Source organism: Piscinibacter gummiphilus, assembly GCF_002116905.1.
In the GTDB taxonomy this organism is placed as follows: domain Bacteria; phylum Pseudomonadota; class Gammaproteobacteria; order Burkholderiales; family Burkholderiaceae_C; genus Rhizobacter; species Rhizobacter gummiphilus.
Map to the genome: position 1 here is coordinate 5,167,667 of NZ_CP015118.1, position 18,091 is coordinate 5,185,757.

The following is an 18,091-nucleotide window of genomic DNA, read 5'->3' on the forward strand; positions in this document are numbered from 1 at the left end:
GGGACGAGCGGCGCAGGTCAGGCGGAGGGGCCCGAGAGCGACACCAGCGCATCCACGTAACGGGTTCCGAAATAGGCGCACGGCTCGATCGCGGCCCCTTCCGACCATTCGTTCCAGGCGTTGATCAGCGGCGGAATGTCGTCGCGCATGCCCTGCGCCTGCCGGATCAGGCGCCCGAAGTCGGCGGGGTCGAGCGCTTCGAGCGCCGTGAAGCGCTCCCCGTAACGCGGCGTGTTGTTCCAGCCCGGGGACAAGACTTCCTGCAGCGGGCCGTCGATCGAATCGAGGAAGGCCTTGCGCTCGGGCGAGCCCATGTACTTCACGAAATCCGTGGCGTGGTAAACCTTGCCCTTCTGTTGCCACTTGTCGAGCAGGATCAGCAGCTGCGTGGAGGCCCGGTTGCCGAGCACCGATCGCAGGTGGTCGAACATGCGTTTGGCGCCAGAACCGCGTGCCGCGCGCTGGCTTCCGAAGTACAGCCGAGGCTCGAACACGTAGGTGAGGTCCACGAGCCGGGAGTGCGGCACCTCGAAGGGGTTCTTCACGAAGTGGCCGAACGACACGTCGACGCCCAGCTTGCGGAAACCTGAGCGGTACATGTCGACCACCTCGGCGGGGCGGTGGAAATGCCCGAGGTTGTACCAGACGAACAAGGGCTTGCCGTTCCACTGGAAGTAGTCCGGACGCTCGAAACACCGCACGAGGTGGCGGCAATGTGCATCCACCTCGGCCACCGCGGGCTCATGCGTCAGGTCCACGATGGGCGAGGGATCGCCGAGCCACCGCCGCGACCAGCTTTCGGTGGCCCAGATCAGGAACCACGGCAAAGGCGACGGCGACGAGAGCAGCGTCGACTCGACTGCGGGCAGTTCCTGGTGGCTGTAGAACCAGTAGTGGTAGAGAGCGACTCCACCAAGCCCGGACGCCTTCATCTCCGCCATCTGGGAAAGCTGCACTGCAGGGTCGCTGCCGTCGTAGAAACCGCGGCTGGGCGCGCGCCGCGCCCAGCGGTCATGCAGGTTGGCCGTGGCCACGAGCGACCAGTCAGTGAACCCACTGCCCCATGCTCGGTCGTTCGTGGGAGTGGGGTAGAACTGGGGGAAATAGATCGAGAAAGGTTTCATAAAGTTCAGCGCCCCCGCACCTTGCGGGACGCAATCAGCAGCCAGGAGGCGAACGCGCCGACGTACCGTCGCATCACGACGGGATACAAGCGCCAGAACACCGGATCCCGGGCGACCGATGAGAAGCCGTCGCCCGAATACCAGACGCGCGCGCCCGGCACATAGCGGGGGCCGGCGCCGAGAGACCGGTCCCACAGCACCTTGATGTTCACGAAATGATCGGCCTGCACACGCATCTTGCGCAGGTAGGGACCGTGTTTCTCCAGAGCCTCGCGCGAGTACACGATGCCCTGATGGCAGAAGTTCTTCAGCAGCACGCGCCAGCGGGATGGCCTGCCGGTGAAAATCCCGGTGCTGCCCCAGTAGACGTCGCAGAACACCGACGACGGTGCATCCTCGCGCAACACCTTCAGCACCTCGGCGAACGGGGGCAGGACGATGTCGTCCTTGCCGATGAAGTACAGGTAGCGGCCCCGGGCCGCGGCCAGGCCGTCATTCATCGCGGCATAGATCCCCCGCCTGCGCTCGGCAACGAACGACACGCCCTGAAGGAGCTTGCGGGCGTGTTCGATGCGGGCCGGCGGCATCACGATCAGGACCTCGCACTCGGGCCCGTTCCCGCAGGCCAGGTGGATGGAGTCGACGCATCGCCGGAGCTCCACGTCGGCGTCGATCGCGGGAATGATCACGCTAAGCAGCGGGCTGGACGTGTTTGGAGTGAATTCGGCTTGAGCGGTCATGTCGTTGATCAAGCATCGCCATCACGGCGATGGTGACGATGGCGAGGGGCATCACCACCTGGAAGGCGAGAAAATCCTGGGAGAACATCACCACGGCGATGAGACCCAGGGTGAGGACTGCACCTTGGTTGGCGCGATGACGCATGGCCCGGGCGCAGTGGAAGAAGAGCCATGCCAGCCCCCCAACCGCAAGCGAGCCGAACAGCGCGGGAATTGTGGCGTAGCCCGGCGTCGAATAGAACGTGACCAGGGCCATCAGGCTCGCGTTGGCGCCACTGCCGTTCGTCACGCCCAGCCGTTGGGCATAGAGCAGCACGCCGAGCGGATCATTGCGTGGTGGCGACCCGAACAGGTTGCCGAGCGAACGGAAGCTCTCCGAGAGCAGACCGGTCTCGGCGGTCACCTGGCTGCGCAGATCGAAGGCCAGCGAACGCGCGTCGTTGTTCAGAAAGAAGCGTGACAACGCGAGGTCGGTGAACTGTTCCGTGGTGATGCCGATGAAGTCGGCGATGATGATCGACGACACGACGAGGGCGCCGGCCCCGCCCACCGCCACCAGCAACTGCAGCGTCTTCGGGATGCGCGCACGCCGGTAGTCCACCAGTGCCGCGACAGAAAACATCCAGAGAAACGCGCCCCCCTTGGACCCCGCCGCGACGGACAGGCCGAGGTTCATCAGCAGCGCGAGCGCGCCGGGCCAGCCGATACCGCCGGTGTGCGTGATGCGGGAGGCGAGCAACGCCGCCTGGGTCGTGGCCACCATCAGGCCGGCGTACGTAAAGTATTTCGGCAGCGACCCGGCGTAGATGTACTCGATGCGCGCGCCTTCGGAGAAGATGCCGAAACCGCCGCTGGCCACGATGGGCACTGCGAACACGATCTGGAGCACGACGGAGATCTTGAGGCTGCGATTCACCTCGTCAACCGGGATCTCCCGTACGCATGCCAGCAGGCGCCGCAGCAGCATGAGGTACATGACGAAGACCACCAGCTCGAACGTGATCACGGAGAGCAAGTCAACGAGGTTGGGCGGCGAGTCGGCGAACAGCAGAGCGACGTAGAACGCGAGCGCGAGCATGGGGCCGAACCCGTAGGCCATCGACCTCAGCCCCAGTCCTCGCCCGCCCAGGGCAGCGCCCACGGTCACTGACAACAGCAAGCCGATCAGTCCGGTCAGCAGTTTGTGGGTCAGGAGGAATTCGTACACGGGGCAGGGTTCGGGTCAACACAATGGCGGGACTGCACGCTCGCGCACCTGTCCAGTGGGCAGCACCGGATTATCGTTCATTCGCACACGCTTGCCGGCGACCGCTCCCGCCCCTGCACCGAAGCTGCGCTATCGTGTGCACGCCTTCAGCGCCGGATCGGCCGGCGGGGCGCCCTCCCTTCGTTCCGGACCCTGTGCCTTGAGAAACCTGACCCTCTCGATCATCAGCCACGGCCACACCGCCCTGCTTCCCGCCCTGCTGGGTGACCTGGCGGCCCTGCCCGAAGCCAGCTCGCTCCGCGTGATCGTCACCCTGAACGTTCCGGACGCACGTTTCGACCCGCAGGCCTACCCTCCCCTGTCCATCGACGTCATCCACAACGCCGAGCCCAAGGGGTTCGGCGCCAACCACAACGCGGCCTTCCAGCAATGCCGCGACGACACGGCCTGGTTCGGGATCCTGAATCCCGACCTGCGCCTCCCTCGGAACCCGTTCCCGGCCTTGGAGGCGGCCACATCGGCCGACCCCCGGCTCGCGCTGGTCGCGCCAACCATCGTCGGTTCGTCCGGCCGGCCCGAGGACGCCGTGCGCGGAAACCTGACCCTCCCCTCGCTGCTGCGGCGAAGCCGCGGACACCGCTTGGCACTGCAGGTCGACCAGCCTGCGGTGGCCGGCCAGCCGTTCTACTGGCTCGCCGGCATGTTCCTGTTGGCGCGGGCGGACGCTTTCCGGGCCGTGGGAGGCTTCGACGAACGCTTCTTCCTCTACTGCGAGGACTACGACCTGTGCGCCAGGGTCTATGCCGCAGGTTACGCGCTGGCGCCGGTGGCCGCCGCCAGTGCCATCCACGATGCGCAACGGGACAGCCATCGCGCCTTCAAGTACCTGCGCTGGCACGTCGAAAGCCTGCTGAAGGTCTGGACATCCCGGGCGTTCTGGCGGGTCACCCTGGATCGCCGCGCCCGGCATCCGAATTCCTGATCGATTTGCCCTCGTTCGCCCTTGCTCGGCCGGGCACTGGCGTCACAATGCGAGCTTCGATTCGTACCGGTTGTTCCAGGACGGCCGAATCAGGCTGTATCAACTGCCCGCGTCCATGATCTATTTCACCAGCTGTTTTCTAGCCGGCCTGTTTGCCACCTTGATAACGATGCGATCATCGGTACGTTTCGCGAACTTGTTCGCCGACCATGACCTGCGCGGCGTCCAGAAATTCCATGCGCGTCCCGTCCCCCGCGTGGGTGGCATCGGCGTCATGCTCGGCCTGGTGGCCGGCGCGATCGTCGCCGAGATGAACCACGCGCCCTTCGCTCCCTCCATCTGGTTGCTGATGGCCTGCGCGCTACCGGCGTTCGGCGCCGGCATCGCGGAAGACCTGACCAAGAAAGTCACGCCCCGTTGGCGACTCCTGGCCACGGCCGTCTCAGCCGGCCTCGCAGCCTGGCTGCTCAACGGGCTCATCCTGCGGACGCACATCCCCGGACTCGACCTGCTGCTGCCCTGGACCCCGTTCGCCGTCGCGCTCACGCTGTTCACGGTGGCCGGCGTCGCCAACGCCATCAACATCATCGACGGCTTCAACGGCCTCGCGTCGATGTGCGTGTTCATGATGATCCTGGCCATGGCGTACGTGGCGTTCCAGGTGGGCGACACCTTCGTCTTCACGGCCTGCCTCATCACGGCGGGCGCCGTGCTGGGCTTCTTCGTCTGGAACTTCCCCGCGGGCCTGATCTTCCTGGGTGACGGCGGCGCCTACCTGCTCGGGTTCCTGCTGGCCGAGCTGGGCATCCTGCTCGTGCACCGCAACGCCAACGTCTCGCCCATCTTCCCGCTGCTGCTCTGCGCCTACCCCATCTTCGAGACCATCTTCACGATGTACCGGCGCAAGTTCGTGCGGGGCGTGGCCACGGCGGCGCCCGACGGCATCCACCTGCACACGCTGATCCACCGCCGCCTGATCCGCTGGACGCTGCAGAACAACCTCGAGCGCCGGCGCCTCACGCGCCGCAACTCGATGACGTCGCCGTACCTGTGGCTGCTGTGCCTGACCTCGGTGATCCCGAGCGTGCTGTGGTGGAACAGCACGGCGATCCTGTCGTGGTTCCTGCTGGCCTTCGTGATCGCGTACGTGTGGCTCTACGCCCGCATCGTGCGTTTCAAGACGCCCCGCTGGATGGTGTTCCGCCGCCACCGCTGAGCGGATTCAGCGCGCGTCGTACTCCGGCACGAACCGCTTGAGCGCCCGCCGGCACGCCGCCGGCTCGGTGGCCCCATCCACGCTGTCGAGCCAGGCCAGCAGCGCCTGCATCCAGTCGTCCCCCGCCCGCTCCTGCAGCCGCGCGATGCGCAGCCGCGGGTGTTTCGACGCCAGCGTGTCGTCCGCATCCGCCAGCAGCTCCTCGTAGAGCTTCTCGCCCGGGCGCAGGCCGCTGAACACGATGGGGATCTCCCCGTCGCGGTGGCCGGACAGGCGGATCAGGTCGCGCGCGAGGTCGACGATCTTGACGGGCTCGCCCATGTCGAGCACGTACACCTCGCCGCTGCCGGCCAGCGCCGCCGCCTGCAGCACGAGGCGCGCGGCCTCGGGGATGGTCATGAAGTAGCGGGTGATCTCCGGGTGGGTGACCGTGATCGGGCCGCCCTTGGCGATCTGTTCCTTGAACTTCGGGATGACGCTGCCGCTCGAACCCAGCACGTTGCCGAAACGCACCGCGACGAACGAGGTGGCGTGGTCCTGCGTGGCCATGTGGGACAGCACCATCTCGGCCGCGCGTTTGCTCGCGCCCATCACGTTGGTGGGGTTCACCGCCTTGTCGGTCGAGATCAGCACGAAACGTTCGGCGCCGCAGCGCGCGGCGGCCGTCGCGGCGTGCCACGTGCCGAGCGTGTTGTTCCTCACGGCGAGCCAGGCGTTCTCGTCCTCCATCAGCGGCACGTGCTTGTAGGCCGCGGCATGCACCACGAGTTGCGGGCGGTGCGCGAGGCAGGCGTGTTCGATCTGCGGGAGCTGCTTCACGTCGCCGATCAGGCGCACGAGCGGCAGGTGCGGATGGAGTTCGGCCAGTTGCTGCTCGACCTGGTACAGCGCGAACTCGCTCTGCTCGAACAGCACGAGGCGCGACGGGCCGTAGCGCGCGATCTGGCGGCACAACTCCGAGCCGATGGAGCCGCCGGCGCCGGTCACGAGCACCGTCTTGCCCGAGATCAGGCCCGAGACGCCGGGTTCGTCGAGCACCACCGGCTCGCGGCCGAGCAGGTCTTCCGGTTCGATGGTGCGGACGCGTTCGATGCGCGCGCTGCCGTCCTGGAGTTCGCTCATCGACGGCACGGTCAGCACCGGCAGGCCGGCCGACGCCGCGAGGTCCACCGCACGCCGGCGCCGGGCCGCGGACGACCCGGGCAGCGCGACGATCACGTGGGTCGCCCCGGCGATCACGTCGGGCCGGCCCACGTCGGCCAGCGGCCCCAGCACCTCGACGCCGCCGATGCGGGCGCCCTGCTTCGCCGGGTCGTCGTCGAGCAGCCCGAGCACGATCCAGCCCTGCTGGTGGATGGTGGCCAGCAGCCGCTTGGCGGCCTCGCCCGCGCCCATCACGATGGCGCGGCGCACCTCGGTGTCGCTGCCCGTGATGCGCGAGCGCGCCTGCTCGTACAGCATGCGGTACGCGATGCGCACGCCGAACACGGCCATCAGCGCGATGAAGGGGTGCAGCGCCAGCACCGCGCGGGGCACCTGGTGCAGCTGCGCCATCGACACCGCGATGGCGCAGACCGCGCCGGCCACGAGGCACGCGATGGTGAGCCGCTTGACCTCGCCGAAGCCCGCGAAGCGCCACATGCCGCGGGGAATGCCCGCGAGCGCGAACACCGAGAGGTACACCACGATCACGCCGGCCATCACCCACCCGTCGTAGCCGGGCCGCGCGGACAGCCAGCGCTCGAAGCCGAGGCGGAACAGGTAGGTGACGTTCCAGCTGAACGCGACCATCAGGCCGTCCACGGCGAGCGACAGCGGCTGGCGGTGCGGCCGCACCCGGGCGAGGAAGCCGTCGAGGCGGTGCCAGATCGTGAGGGAGGAGGTCATGGAAGGAACACGAGGCGCAGGGTGCGGCCGATCAGCCGCAGGTCGGTGGCGAGCGAGGCCTGCTCGACGTACCGGACGGCGAGCGCGAGTTTCGCCGGCATCACCACGTTGACGTACTCGGCCTCGGGGTCGGCCGCGGCGGCGAGGACGGCCGCCTCGTCGCGGTACTCGAGCGATGCGGGGTCGGTGATGCCCGGACGCACGCTGAGCACCCGGTCGCGCACGTCGGCCGGGTACAACGCGACGTAGCGGGGCACCTCCGGACGCGGGCCCACGAGGCTCATGTCGCCCTTGAGCACGTCGATCAGCTGCACGAGTTCATCGAGCTTGTAGTGCCGCAGCACGCGGCCGGCCCGCGTGATCCGGCGGTCGGCGCCCACCGTGATCTCCGGTCCGGCGCCCGCGGGCGCATCGGCCATCGTGCGCAGCTTGTGGATGCGGAACGGGCGGCCGCCGCGTCCCACGCGCACCTGGCGGTAGAACACGGGGCCGGGCGAGTCGAACTTGATCCAGGCGGCGAGCGCGAGCAGCAGCGGCGAAAGCACGAGGAGCCCGAGCCCCGCGAGCAGCACGTCGAAGCACCGCTTGGCCATGGTCACGCGATGGCGGCGCGCAGCGCGGCGGCGACGCGGGCCACGTCGCCGTCGGCCATGCGGGTGTAGAGCGGCAGCGTCAGGCTGCGCTCATAGGCGTGCTGCGAATGCGGGAACTGCTCCGCCCGCAGCCCGCCGCGTTCGCGCCAGTAGGGCTGCAGGTGCAGCGGGATGTAGTGCACGCTGCACCCGATGCCGGCGGCGAAGAGGCGTTCGATCACGGTCTCGCGTGGCACGGCCACCGCGTCGCCGAGGCGGATGGGGTACAGGTGCCACGAGTGCACGTCGCCCGCCGGCGCCTTCGGCGGCAGCACGATGGGCAGGCCCGCCAGCGCCTCGTCGTAGAGGGCCGCCAGGGCCGCGCGGCGCTGCTGGAAGCGCTGCGCCTTGCGCAGCTGGTGGAGGCCGAGCGCCGAGGCGATGTCGGTCAGGTTGTACTTGAAGCCCGGGGCGATGACCTCGTAATACCAGCTGGGCGCCTTCGACTGGAAGCGGTCGAACGCGTCGCGGCTGATGCCGTGCAGGCGCATCACCTGGATGCGCTTGGCGATGGCCGGGTCGCGCGTGACGACCATGCCGCCCTCGCCCGTCGTGATGGTCTTGTTCGCGTAGAAGCTGAACACCGTGACGTCGGAGTCGAGCGTGCCCACGAGGCGGCCGCCCACGGTGGTGGGCAGCGCGTGCGCGGCGTCTTCCACCACCTTGAGGCCATGGCGCTTCGCGAGCGCGAGCAGGCGCGGCATGTCGACGGCCAGGCCGCCGAAGTGCACCGGGATCACGGCCTTCGTGCGCGGCGTGATGGCGGCTTCCACCGCGTCGACGTCGAGGTTCAGCGTGGCGGGGTCGATGTCGACCAGCACCACGTCGGCACCGAGGTAGCGCACCACCTCGGCCGTGGCGGTGAACGTGTGCGTGGTGGTGATGACCTCGTCGCCGGGGCCGATGCCCAGCGCCTCCAGCGCGAGGTGCAGGCCGGCCGTGGCCGAGTTCACCGCCATCGACTGCAGCGACGGGTCGCCGAGGAACGCGGTGAAGTCGGCCTCGAACCGGCGGGTTTTCGGGCCGGTGGTGATCCAGCCCGACTTCAGCGTGTCGACCACCTCGGCGATGTCCTCGTCGTCGATGTCGGGGAGCGCGAAGGGCAGGAAGGGAAGTTCGGAGGAAGACATGGCGATCAGGGCTTGGCGATCCAGCACAGCGCGTGCGTGCGCAGCACCGGCAGGGTGTTGAAGAGAGTGTAGAGCGCGGGGTGCAGGCGGGTCACCGTGCGGGCGATGGGCGGGGCGAGCGTGACGCGCCGCGTGGCGATGCGGCCGTGCGGGAACAGCGCGCGCACGCGCGACAGCGGCACGCCGCGCACGTCGCGGTTGCGCGGGTTGTTCACCGTGAAGTCGTACCAGAGCACCGCACCGCCGGGCCGCACCCAGCGCCACATCGTGTCGGCCAGGCGCTGCTGGAAGCCGTCGTCGAGCAGCGACGAGAACACGGTGGAGACGAAGACGATGTCGAGCGACGCGGCCGGCACCTCCAGCTGCAGCGCGTCGCCGGCGTGCAGCGCCAGCGACGGCGGCAGCACGGCCCGGGCCGCGGCGAACCGGTCGGCCAGCAGCTCGACCCCGCTCAGGTGTTCGGGGCGGAACCCGGCGCGCAGCAACTCGAGCAGGTTGCCGCCGGCGCCGCAGCCCACCTCCATCAGACGCACGGCCGACAGGTCGCCGAGGCCCTCGCGCGCGAAGAAGCCGAGCATGGCCCGCTGCCGCTCGTGCACGGTCTGCCAGACGTCGGGGCGCACGAGGCTGTAGCGGTCGCCCGCCGTGCGCCGCGCGTACCGTTCGGCGACCGCTTCGGGTTCGTTCATGGCCGCTCTGCTTTCATGTCACCGCCTTCAGGAACCGGTCCGCGAGCACCGGGTAGGTGTGGTGGGCCTGGACGAACGCCCGGCCGCGTTCGCCCATCGCCGCGCGCTCGGCCGGACTCGCCGCCAGCAGGCGGCGCAGCCCGTCGGCCACGGCCGGCGCGGATTCGGGGGGCACCGTCAGGCCGCAGCCGGCCTCGGCGACCGGGTCGTTGCCGGCCTCCACCGAATGCAGCACGGCCCGGCCCGCCATCATGTAGTCCATCAGCTTGTTCGGCGCGATGCCGAAGCGGTACAGCGGCACCCGTTGCCAGCCGATGTACGCGATGTCGAACTCGGCCAGCAGCGCCGGGATCTGCGCCTTCGGCACCGGCGGCAGCATCACCACACGGTCGAGGCCCTCGGCCGCCACGCGTGCGGCGAGCCGCTGCTTCTCGTGGCCGTCGCCCACCAGCACGAAGGACACCGGCTCGTCGCGCATCGTGGCGGCGGCGTCGAGCAGCACGTCGAGCGCGTTCGGTTCGCCATGCGAACCCGCGTAGCCCACGATGGCACGGCCGGCCGCACGTTCGCGGGCGATGCGTTCGCGCACGGCGGCGTCGAGCGGCGGCGCGTCGCCCGCCCACTCCTCGGGCGAGATGCCGTTGGGCACGATGTGCAGCTTCGCCAGGTCGAGCCCGTGCGCGGCCATGTGGCCGGCCACCTTCGGCAGCATCGACACGACGGCATCGGCGTCGCGGTACGCGTCGTTCTCGGCCTTCTGGCACATCACGATGAACGGGTGCCGCGGCGACATGCCCGACAGCTCCACCGGCGAGGCCGGCCACAGGTCGTGCACCTCGTACACGAGCTTCGCCTTCGCGAGCCGCGCGAGGCGGCGGGCGACCCAGATGTCCATCGGGTACGTGCTCGACGCGATCACCACGTCGGGCCGGAAGGCCTCGACCTGGCGCCGCGCGTCGCGCCACACCTGCCAGAGGAACGTGGCGATGTTGCGCACGCGGCCCACGCCGTTGCCCACGTAGGCCGGCACGGGCCACCAGCGGTAGGCGATGCCGTCGATGACCTCGTCCACCGGGGCGCCGACCACCTCGGGCTGGCGTGCGCGCACGTGCGAGTACGACGCGGCGACGATCTGCACCCGGTGCCCGGCGCGCACCCATTCGCGGGCCAGGTAGTACGGCCGGAACTCCATGCCGTGGCGCGGCGAACCGGCGTAATGGTTGAGCAGCAGGATGTTCATGCCGGGGGGAATTCTTTCAGGCGGTCGAGCAGGCGCGCCACGGCGGGTGGGAACAGGGCGTGCTGCGCCACCCAGTCGCGGTTGGCGGCGGCGATGGCGGCGGCACGTTCGCGCAGCGGTTCGAGGGCGGGTGGCGCGGCCGGGTCCGTGACGATCAGGCCGTTGTCGCCGTCGCGCACCAGCTCGCGGTTGGCCGGCAGGTCGCTCAGCAGCGGCACGCAGCCGTGGGCCATCGCCTCGAGCACGGACACGGCGACCGAATCGCTCCCGGGCAGGCTCACGTACCACTGCGCGCGGCCATAGCACCGCGCCTGCGACTCGGCGTCGAGCCGGCCGGTGAAGGTGACGGCCTCGTCGATGCCGAGGTCGCGCGTCTTGCGTTCCAGCGACTCGCGCAGCGAGCCGTCGTTCGCCACCACGAGGCGGGCCTCCGGGCGGTGCCGCAGCACCTGGGCGAACAGCGCCAGCACGCGCTCGGGACGGTAGATCGGCTCCAGGCCGCGGTTCGCGTAGAACAGCCACGGGTCCTTCGCCGGCGGGGCCGGCGGCAGCGTGTCGAGACCGAACGGGAAGGTCATCACGTCCCGCGCGCCGAGGGCCTGCATGCGCGAGGTCATGTGCAGCGAGTCGCTGGTGCACACGGCGCAGGCCCGCAGCACGCGGCGGGTCAGCACGCGGTAGGGCGTCGAGCGTGCAGGGGTCACGAGGATGTCGCTGCCCCACGCCGAGCCCACGAGCCGCGCGCGCAGGCGCCACAGGCGCTTGGCCAGCCAGGCGAGCGTGCCGTGCGAGGTCAGGTAGTGGGCGTTGATCCAGTCCGCATCCACGTCGCGCAGCCACCAGCCGAGGCGGGGCAGCGACCGGAGCAGGCCCACATTGCCGCCGCCGTGGGCCGGGTCGTTGCCGAGCGCGAGCCGCTGCGACGGCGGCACGAGGCCCTGCAGCTCGGGCAGGAAGCCGCGGCTGGAAGCGACCCACAGCGACAGTCCCGGCACGGCCGCGAGCGCACGCGCCCACTTGAGCAGGTGCGGGCTCTCGCCGTCGCCGAACAGCACGTAGCGCATCAGCACGCCTCCCCGCGGCCCGCCCAGGCCTCGTAGTGCGGTCGCCAGGCCGGGTGCCGTTCGAGCAGCACCGCGTCGCCGTCGCGGGTGTCGCCCACCACCGTCGCGGGGGCACCGCCGATCACCGCGAAGTCGGGAAAGTCGCCCCGCACGCGGCTGTGCGACAGCACGAGGCAGCCCTTCCCGAGCGTGGTGTTCGGCTCGATCACGCTGTGCGGGCCGATGAAGCTGAACCCGCCGATGTGCACGGGCCCCGCGACGAAGCCCGGCCGGCCGCCCTCGGGCACCTCGCCGTACGCGTCCCCCATCAGGCGCAGGCTGCGGTGCGAGCTGTGGCTCACGATGCTGACGTAGTTGGTGATCTGCACGCCGGCGTCGATGCGCACGCCGTGGCTCGCCTCGATGAAGTTGAAGTGGCCGATGAACACGTTGTCGGCGAGCTGCAGTTGGTCCTCGTGTTCGATGCACGTGGTGGGCGAGAGGCGCGTGAGCGGCAGCAGCCGGCCGTCGGCCGCGCGCTCGCCGAACACGATGCGGAAGAAGAGCCGGTGCCACAGCCACCGGCGCGCGCGGTTGGTCCAGGCCCTAAGCGGCAGCAGCGCCATGCGGCACCTCCTTCCACGTCGCGAGGCACCAGAAGTAGGCCCCGAAGTACAGCGTCATGCCGGCCGACACGGCCCAGGCGCCGCCCAGCAGGCCGCCGAAGTGCAGTCCCGCGGCGAGCGCGGCCAGGAACACCGCCTGGCCCACGAGCGAGAAGCGCAGCGCCCAGCCCTGGGCGCGCCACGCGAGGGTCACGACGGCCAGCGGGGCGGCGACGAAGTGCGCGCCGATGTACGGGGCCAGCGCCCGCGCCAGCTCGCCGGCGGGCCGCCAGCGTTCGCCGAACAGCCACGCGAACAGCGACGGCCCCGTGATCACCAGCACCAGCACCAGCGGCACGGCGATCGCCGCGAGCATGCCCATCACCTGCCGCACCGCGCGGCGGGCGTCGTCGGGGGCCGCGTGCGCGAGCTTCGGGTACAGCGCCTGCGACACCGCGCTGCCCACGAGCGTGGCCGGCGCCTTCAGGTAACGCAGCGCGAGGCCCCAGAAGCCGGCGGCGGCCTCACCGGTCCAGGCCACGAGCAGCACCACGGCGAGCGTGTCCTGCAGCGCGCCCGCGAAGGCATGGGGCGTGTTGAGCAGCGGGAATTCGCGGTGCCGGCGCGCCACCGCGGCCAGCGCGGCGCGCGGCGTGTGCAGCAGCGCACGCCAGCCGCCCTTCGGCACGGGGCCGGTGAACCAGGCGCAGGCCGCGAGGGCCGCCACCACCGGCCCGCCCACGAGGCCCGCCGGGCCCAGGTGGGCGACACCCCCGGCCACCTGCAGCACCGCGGCCCCGCCATACTGCGTGACCCGGCTGCCCGACACCCGGCGGAAGTGCTGCGCGCGCGTGGCCCACAGCGTGAGGCACTGCACCAGGCCGGCCGCGGCCACCGCCACGGGCAGCCAGGCCCACAACGCGAGCCCGAACACCTCGCCCGCGATCCACGCGAGCGGCACGCAGCACAACGTGACGGCGGCGAGGACCCGCAGGCACAGCGCCATCAGGTCGCGGGCCTCGTCCTCGTCGCGGGCGAGCGGCAGCGCGAAGTCGTAGCGCGCGCAGGCGATCACCGCGACGTTGGCCGCCAGCGCCGCGAACGCGGTGTAGTGCCCGAACTCGTCCGGGGTATAGAGCCGCGTGAGCCACGGCCCGAGCAGCAGCGGGATGGCCTGGGCCACGGCGCCGCCGGCCAGCAGGGTCAGCGTCGCCTTCAGCAGACCATCGGGCCGGCTGTGCATGGGGTCAGGCGAGCGACCGCCGCAGGGCCTCGACGACCCGGTCCTGCTGGGCCTCGGTGAGGTCCGCGCTCATCGGCAGGCTCATCACCCGTTCGCTCGCGGCATCGCTCACGGGGAAGGCGGCGTCGCCCGCGTGCGCGGCATACGCCGGCTGCCGGTGCAGCGGCTTCGGGTAGTGCACGGCGGTGGGAATGCCGGCGGCCTGCAGGTGCGCCTGGACCTCGGCGCGCCGCTCAACGAACACGGTGTACTGCCCCCACACGCACTCGCGGTCGGGGCGCACCGTCAACAACTGCACGCCGCTGCCGTCGAGCAGTTGCGAGTACCGCGCACCGATCTCGCGGCGGCGCTGCAGCTCCCACTCGAAGCGCTCGAGCTTGGCGAGCACGATGGCGCACTGCAGCGTGTCCATGCGGCCGCCCACGCCCACGCGGGTGTGGGTGTAGCGCGCGCTCTGGCCGTGCACACGGATCTCGCGGCAGGCCCGGGCGAGCGTGTCGTCGCTCGTGAAGATGGCACCACCGTCGCCATAGCAGCCCAGCGGCTTGCTGGGGAAGAAGCTCGTGCAGCCGAACGTGCTCAGCGCACCGCTGCGGGCGCCCTGGTACGTGGCGCCGAAGCTCTGGGCCGCGTCCTCGATGACGGGGAGGCCGTGCCGCGCGGCGATGGCGTTCAGCGGCGCCATGTCGGCCACCTGGCCGTACAGGCTCACCGGCATGATGGCGCGGGTGCGGGGTGTGATGCGGGCCTCGACCAGCGAGACGTCGAGGTTGCAGGTGTCGGGTTCGATGTCGACAAAGACCGGCACGCCGCCCAGCAGCACGATGGTCTCGGCGGTGGCGGCGAAGGTGAACGGCGTGGTGATGACCTCGTCGCCGGGCTTCAGGTCGAGCGCCATCAGTGCGATCAGCAGCGCCTCGGTGCCGCTCGACACGGTGATGCAGTGGCGGGCGCCGGTGAACGCGGCGAGCTGGCCTTCCAGCTCGGCGACTTCGGGGCCCATGATGTACTGGCCGTGGTCGAGCACGCGCTGCATGCGTTCCGCGATGCGGTCTTTCAGCGCGGCGTACTGCGACGCCAGGTCGATGAAGGGCAGGCTCACTCGATGACCTCGCAGACCCCGTCGCGCAGCCGGTACCGTTCGCCCGTGGCCGGGCACGTGGCCTCGCCGTCGCCGGTGAGCGGCAGGTCGAGGCGTTCGCCGTGGCGGCTCATCCAGCCGATCTGCTTCGCCGGCACGCCCACCACCAGCGCGAAGGCCGGCACGTCGCGGCTGACCACGGCGCCCGCGCCCACGAAGGCGTACGGGTGGACGGTGGTGCCGCACACGATGGTGCAGTTGGCGCCGAGCGTGGCGCCCTGGCGCACCAGCGTGTGCCGGTATTCGTTCTTGCGCACGACGGCCGAGCGCGGGTTGAACACGTTCGTGAACACCATGCTCGGGCCGCAGAACACGTCGTCCTCCAGCGTGACCGCGTCGTACACCGACACGTTGTTCTGGATCTTCACGCGGTGCCCGATGCGCACGTGGTTGCCGACGTACACGCCCTGCCCGAGCGAACAGCCGTCACCGATGCGGGCGCCGGCGCACACGTGGGCGAAGTGCCACACACGGGTGCCCTCGCCGAGCACGGCGCCGTCGTCGACGATGGCGGACGGGTGGATGGTGGCCGCTGGCATCGGTCAGAACACCAGCGGCAGGCCCACGCGCACGCCGTCGCGGGCGGAGCGGTACGCGGCGATCAGCACCTCGAGCGACCGCAGGCCCTCGTAGCCGTCGACGTGGGCGTGCGCCTCGCCGCGCAACGTGCGGATCACGTTGTCGTAGTACAGCGGGTGGCCGGGGCCGTAGACGCTCTCGACGCCGTAGCTCGCCTGCTGCACGAGGGCGTCGTCGGCGTGGGGCGCGTCGAACTCCCAGTGCTCGATCTTGTTGACGGCCACGCCGCCCACGCGCACCGTGCCGCGTTCGCCGAGCAGCGTGATGCTGCCCTCGAAGTTGCGGTTGTGCGTGAGCATCGTCACGTTGACCGAGGCGAGCGCGCCGCTGCGCAGACGCAGGCTCATCACGCCGGTGTCCTCGGCCTCGATGTTGCGGGCGAGCGTGGCGGTGTACGCGTGCACGTTGTCGACCGGACCCACCAGCCAGTCGACCATGTCGACGTAGTGGCTCGCCTGGTTCATGAAGGCGCCGCCGTCCATGTCCCAGCGGCCGCGCCACGGGGCGGCGTCGTAGTAGGCCTGGGGGCGCGTCCAGAAGACATTGACGTTGACCATCGCGAGGCGGCCGAAGCGCCCCTGGTCCACCGCGCGCTTGACGAGTTGCAGCGTGGCGTTGAGCCGGTTCTGCTTCACGACGAAGAGCTTGACGCCCGCGTCGCGGCAGGCGCGCACCATCGCGACACCCTCGTCCCACTTGGTGGCCATGGGCTTTTCGCTGAGCACGTGGCGGCCGGCCTGGGCGACGCGGATGGCCTGCTGCGGGTGCAGGCCGCTCGGCGTGGCGAGCACCACCAGGTCGGGGCTGCTGCCGGCGAGCAGTTCGTCGAGCGAGGCGAAACCCGGGGCGCCCGTGTCGGCGACGGCGCGGGCGAGCGAATCGGGGTTCGTGTCGCAGACGGCGACCCACTCGGCCCGGTCGGCGTGCTGCTTCAGCGCGTCGATGTGGTTCTTCGAGATGCGGCCGCAGCCGACGAGCGCCAGTCGGAGCTTGCGGTCACGGATGACGGACGGGACGGGCATGGAGGCACTTTTCGGGCAGGACGCCCGCATGAAACGGCCGATTTTATGCGCCCCGGCCCCGGCGCCCCTAAAATCGCGGGTTCCTTCGAGAAAGCCCCATGAGCCATCCCACCCCGCCCCCCGACGAGAACCACCTGATTGCCGAACGCCGCGAGAAGCTCGCCGCCATCCGGAAACAGGGCATCGCCTTCCCGAACGACTTCAAGCCGGCCCACCGGGCGGCCGCGCTGGTGGGCGAACACGGCGAGAAAGACAACGAGACGCTCGAGCCGCTGGCCGTGACCGTGTCGGTGGCCGGCCGCATGATGCTGCGCCGGGTGATGGGCAAGGCGAGCTTCGCCACGATGCAGGACGCGACCGGCCAGATCCAGCTGTACGTCACCCGCGACGGCATCGGCGAGGAGGCCTATGCCGCGTTCAAGCACTGGGACCTGGGTGACATCCTCGGCGCCGAGGGCACGCTGTTCAAGACGAAGACGGGCGAGCTGTCGGTCAAGGTGACGTCGCTGCGCCTGCTCACGAAGAGCCTGCGCCCGCTGCCGGACAAGTTCCACGGCATGAGCGACCAGGAGCAGAAATACCGCCAGCGCTACGTCGACCTCATCACCGATGGCGACGCCCGCAAGCGTTTCGCCGCCCGCAGCAAGGCCATCAGCTCGATCCGCCAGTTCATGGTGGACAACGGCTTCATGGAAGTCGAGACGCCCATGCTGCACCCGATCCCGGGCGGCGCGAACGCCAAGCCGTTCGTCACGCACCACAACGCGCTCGACCAGGACATGTACCTGCGCATCGCCCCCGAGCTGTACCTCAAGCGCCTGATCGTGGGCGGCTTCGAGCGCGTGTTCGAGATCAACCGCAGCTTCCGCAACGAAGGCATCTCGGTCCGGCACAACCCGGAATTCACGATGATGGAGTTCTACGCGGCGTTCTGGAACCACCACGACCTGATGGACTTCACCGAAAACGTGCTGCGCCACGCCGCCCGTGAAGCCACGGGCTCGGCCACGCTGTCCTACGGCGGCCAGCCGGTGGACCTGGAACCGGCCTTCGCCCGCCTGACGGTGCGCGAATCGCTGGTGGCCCATGCCGGCCTGTCGATCGAGGAAGCCGACGACGCCGAGGTGCTGCGCGCCCGACTGAAGAAGGCCGGCGAGGAAGCCCCCGCGCACTGGAAGCTGCCCGAACTGCAGTTCGGCCTGTTCGAGGCGGTGGTCGAGGAGAAGCTCTGGAACCCCACCTTCATCATCGACTACCCGGTCGAGGTGTCGCCGCTGGCCCGTGCGTCCGACTCGAACCCGGCCATCACCGAACGCTTCGAGCTGTTCATCACCGGCCGCGAGTACGCGAACGGCTTCTCCGAACTGAACGACGCCGAAGACCAGGCGGCGCGGTTCCAGTCCCAGGCGGCCAACAAGGAAGCCGGCGACGAGGAGGCGATGTACTACGACGCCGACTTCATTCGCGCGCTGGAGTACGGCATGCCCCCGACCGGCGGCTGCGGCATCGGCCTCGACCGGCTGATGATGCTGGTGACCGATTCGCCGAGCATCCGGGACGTGATCCTGTTCCCTTCGCTGCGCAAGGAAGGCTGAGCCTTCGCCGCACCGC

General features: G+C 70.0%; 17 protein-coding genes. 3 read left to right on the top strand and 14 right to left on the bottom strand.

Features of this window, described 5'->3' with window-relative positions; genetic code table 11:
• Nucleotides 1-17 precede the first annotated feature (17 nt).
• Genes A4W93_RS23630 through A4W93_RS23640 form a run of 3 tightly spaced genes read right to left on the bottom strand, consistent with a single transcriptional unit; the run spans nucleotide 18 to nucleotide 3,071 of the window.
• The gene (locus A4W93_RS23630) at nucleotides 18-1,124 is read right to left on the bottom strand and encodes a glycoside hydrolase family 99-like domain-containing protein (protein WP_085752945.1); all 1,107 of its coding nucleotides are present in this window, start codon (nucleotides 1,122-1,124) and stop codon (nucleotides 18-20) included.
• 5 nt (nucleotides 1,125-1,129) lie between these two features.
• Nucleotides 1,130-1,864, bottom strand: coding sequence for a glycosyltransferase (locus A4W93_RS23635; RefSeq protein WP_085752946.1), 735 nt, complete (start codon nucleotides 1,862-1,864; stop codon nucleotides 1,130-1,132).
• A complete protein-coding gene (locus A4W93_RS23640) occupies nucleotides 1,815-3,071 on the bottom strand; it encodes a hypothetical protein (RefSeq protein WP_157131761.1) in 1,257 nt (418 codons plus the stop codon). Before A4W93_RS23640 ends, A4W93_RS23635 begins: the two co-directional genes overlap by 50 nt.
• A gap of 199 nt (nucleotides 3,072-3,270) precedes the next feature.
• Between A4W93_RS23640 and A4W93_RS23645 the strand changes: the two genes are divergently transcribed.
• Both A4W93_RS23645 and A4W93_RS23650 read left to right on the top strand, forming a co-directional pair.
• Nucleotides 3,271-4,053: a glycosyltransferase family protein gene (locus A4W93_RS23645; protein WP_099959973.1), complete on the top strand. Its 783-nt coding sequence runs from the start codon at nucleotides 3,271-3,273 to the stop codon at nucleotides 4,051-4,053.
• Between the two features lie 115 nt (nucleotides 4,054-4,168).
• A complete protein-coding gene (locus A4W93_RS23650) occupies nucleotides 4,169-5,269 on the top strand; it encodes an MraY family glycosyltransferase (RefSeq protein ID WP_085752948.1) in 1,101 nt (366 codons plus the stop codon).
• Nucleotides 5,270-5,275: 6 nt separating this feature from the next.
• On the opposite strand, the gene A4W93_RS23655 is transcribed toward A4W93_RS23650, so the two are convergent.
• From A4W93_RS23655 to A4W93_RS23705, 11 genes are read right to left on the bottom strand one after another with little or no spacing between them, the layout of a single operon-like run.
• Complete coding sequence (locus A4W93_RS23655; protein ID WP_085752949.1) at nucleotides 5,276-7,156, bottom strand: polysaccharide biosynthesis protein; 1,881 nt, start codon at nucleotides 7,154-7,156, stop codon at nucleotides 5,276-5,278.
• Nucleotides 7,153-7,749, bottom strand: a complete 597-nt coding sequence (locus A4W93_RS23660) for a sugar transferase (protein WP_085752950.1) — start codon at nucleotides 7,747-7,749, stop codon at nucleotides 7,153-7,155. The genes A4W93_RS23655 and A4W93_RS23660 overlap by 4 nt, the downstream gene beginning before the upstream one ends.
• 2 nt (nucleotides 7,750-7,751) lie before the next feature.
• Complete coding sequence (locus tag A4W93_RS23665; protein ID WP_085752951.1) at nucleotides 7,752-8,918, bottom strand: DegT/DnrJ/EryC1/StrS family aminotransferase; 1,167 nt, start codon at nucleotides 8,916-8,918, stop codon at nucleotides 7,752-7,754.
• Between the two features lie 5 nt (nucleotides 8,919-8,923).
• Nucleotides 8,924-9,607 carry a class I SAM-dependent methyltransferase gene (locus A4W93_RS23670; protein WP_085752952.1) on the bottom strand — a complete coding sequence of 228 codons (684 nt, stop codon included), beginning with the start codon at nucleotides 9,605-9,607 and terminating at the stop codon, nucleotides 8,924-8,926.
• Between the two features lie 13 nt (nucleotides 9,608-9,620).
• Complete coding sequence (locus A4W93_RS23675) at nucleotides 9,621-10,847, bottom strand: glycosyltransferase family 4 protein (protein WP_085752953.1); 1,227 nt, start codon at nucleotides 10,845-10,847, stop codon at nucleotides 9,621-9,623.
• Nucleotides 10,844-11,911 (bottom strand): glycosyltransferase, encoded by a 1,068-nt coding sequence (locus tag A4W93_RS23680; protein ID WP_085752954.1) that lies wholly within the window; start codon nucleotides 11,909-11,911, stop codon nucleotides 10,844-10,846. The genes A4W93_RS23675 and A4W93_RS23680 overlap by 4 nt, the downstream gene beginning before the upstream one ends.
• Nucleotides 11,911-12,516 (bottom strand): acyltransferase, encoded by a 606-nt coding sequence (locus A4W93_RS23685; RefSeq protein WP_085752955.1) that lies wholly within the window; start codon nucleotides 12,514-12,516, stop codon nucleotides 11,911-11,913. The genes A4W93_RS23680 and A4W93_RS23685 overlap by 1 nt, the downstream gene beginning before the upstream one ends.
• Nucleotides 12,497-13,738, bottom strand: a complete 1,242-nt coding sequence (locus A4W93_RS23690) for a lipopolysaccharide biosynthesis protein (protein ID WP_085752956.1) — start codon at nucleotides 13,736-13,738, stop codon at nucleotides 12,497-12,499. Before A4W93_RS23690 ends, A4W93_RS23685 begins: the two co-directional genes overlap by 20 nt.
• Before the next feature lie 4 nt (nucleotides 13,739-13,742).
• The gene (locus tag A4W93_RS23695; RefSeq protein WP_085754301.1) at nucleotides 13,743-14,834 is read right to left on the bottom strand and encodes a DegT/DnrJ/EryC1/StrS family aminotransferase; all 1,092 of its coding nucleotides are present in this window, start codon (nucleotides 14,832-14,834) and stop codon (nucleotides 13,743-13,745) included.
• Between the two features lie 2 nt (nucleotides 14,835-14,836).
• The gene (locus A4W93_RS23700; RefSeq protein WP_085752957.1) at nucleotides 14,837-15,418 is read right to left on the bottom strand and encodes an acyltransferase; all 582 of its coding nucleotides are present in this window, start codon (nucleotides 15,416-15,418) and stop codon (nucleotides 14,837-14,839) included.
• 3 nt (nucleotides 15,419-15,421) lie between these two features.
• Nucleotides 15,422-16,480, bottom strand: coding sequence for a Gfo/Idh/MocA family protein (locus A4W93_RS23705; RefSeq protein ID WP_085752958.1), 1,059 nt, complete (start codon nucleotides 16,478-16,480; stop codon nucleotides 15,422-15,424).
• A gap of 98 nt (nucleotides 16,481-16,578) precedes the next feature.
• On the opposite strand from A4W93_RS23705, the gene lysS reads away from it, so the two are divergent.
• On the top strand, nucleotides 16,579-18,075 hold the full coding sequence (gene lysS / locus A4W93_RS23710) for a lysine--tRNA ligase (RefSeq protein ID WP_085752959.1): 1,497 nt from the start codon (nucleotides 16,579-16,581) through the stop codon (nucleotides 18,073-18,075).
• The last annotated feature ends 16 nt before the right edge of the window (nucleotides 18,076-18,091 follow it).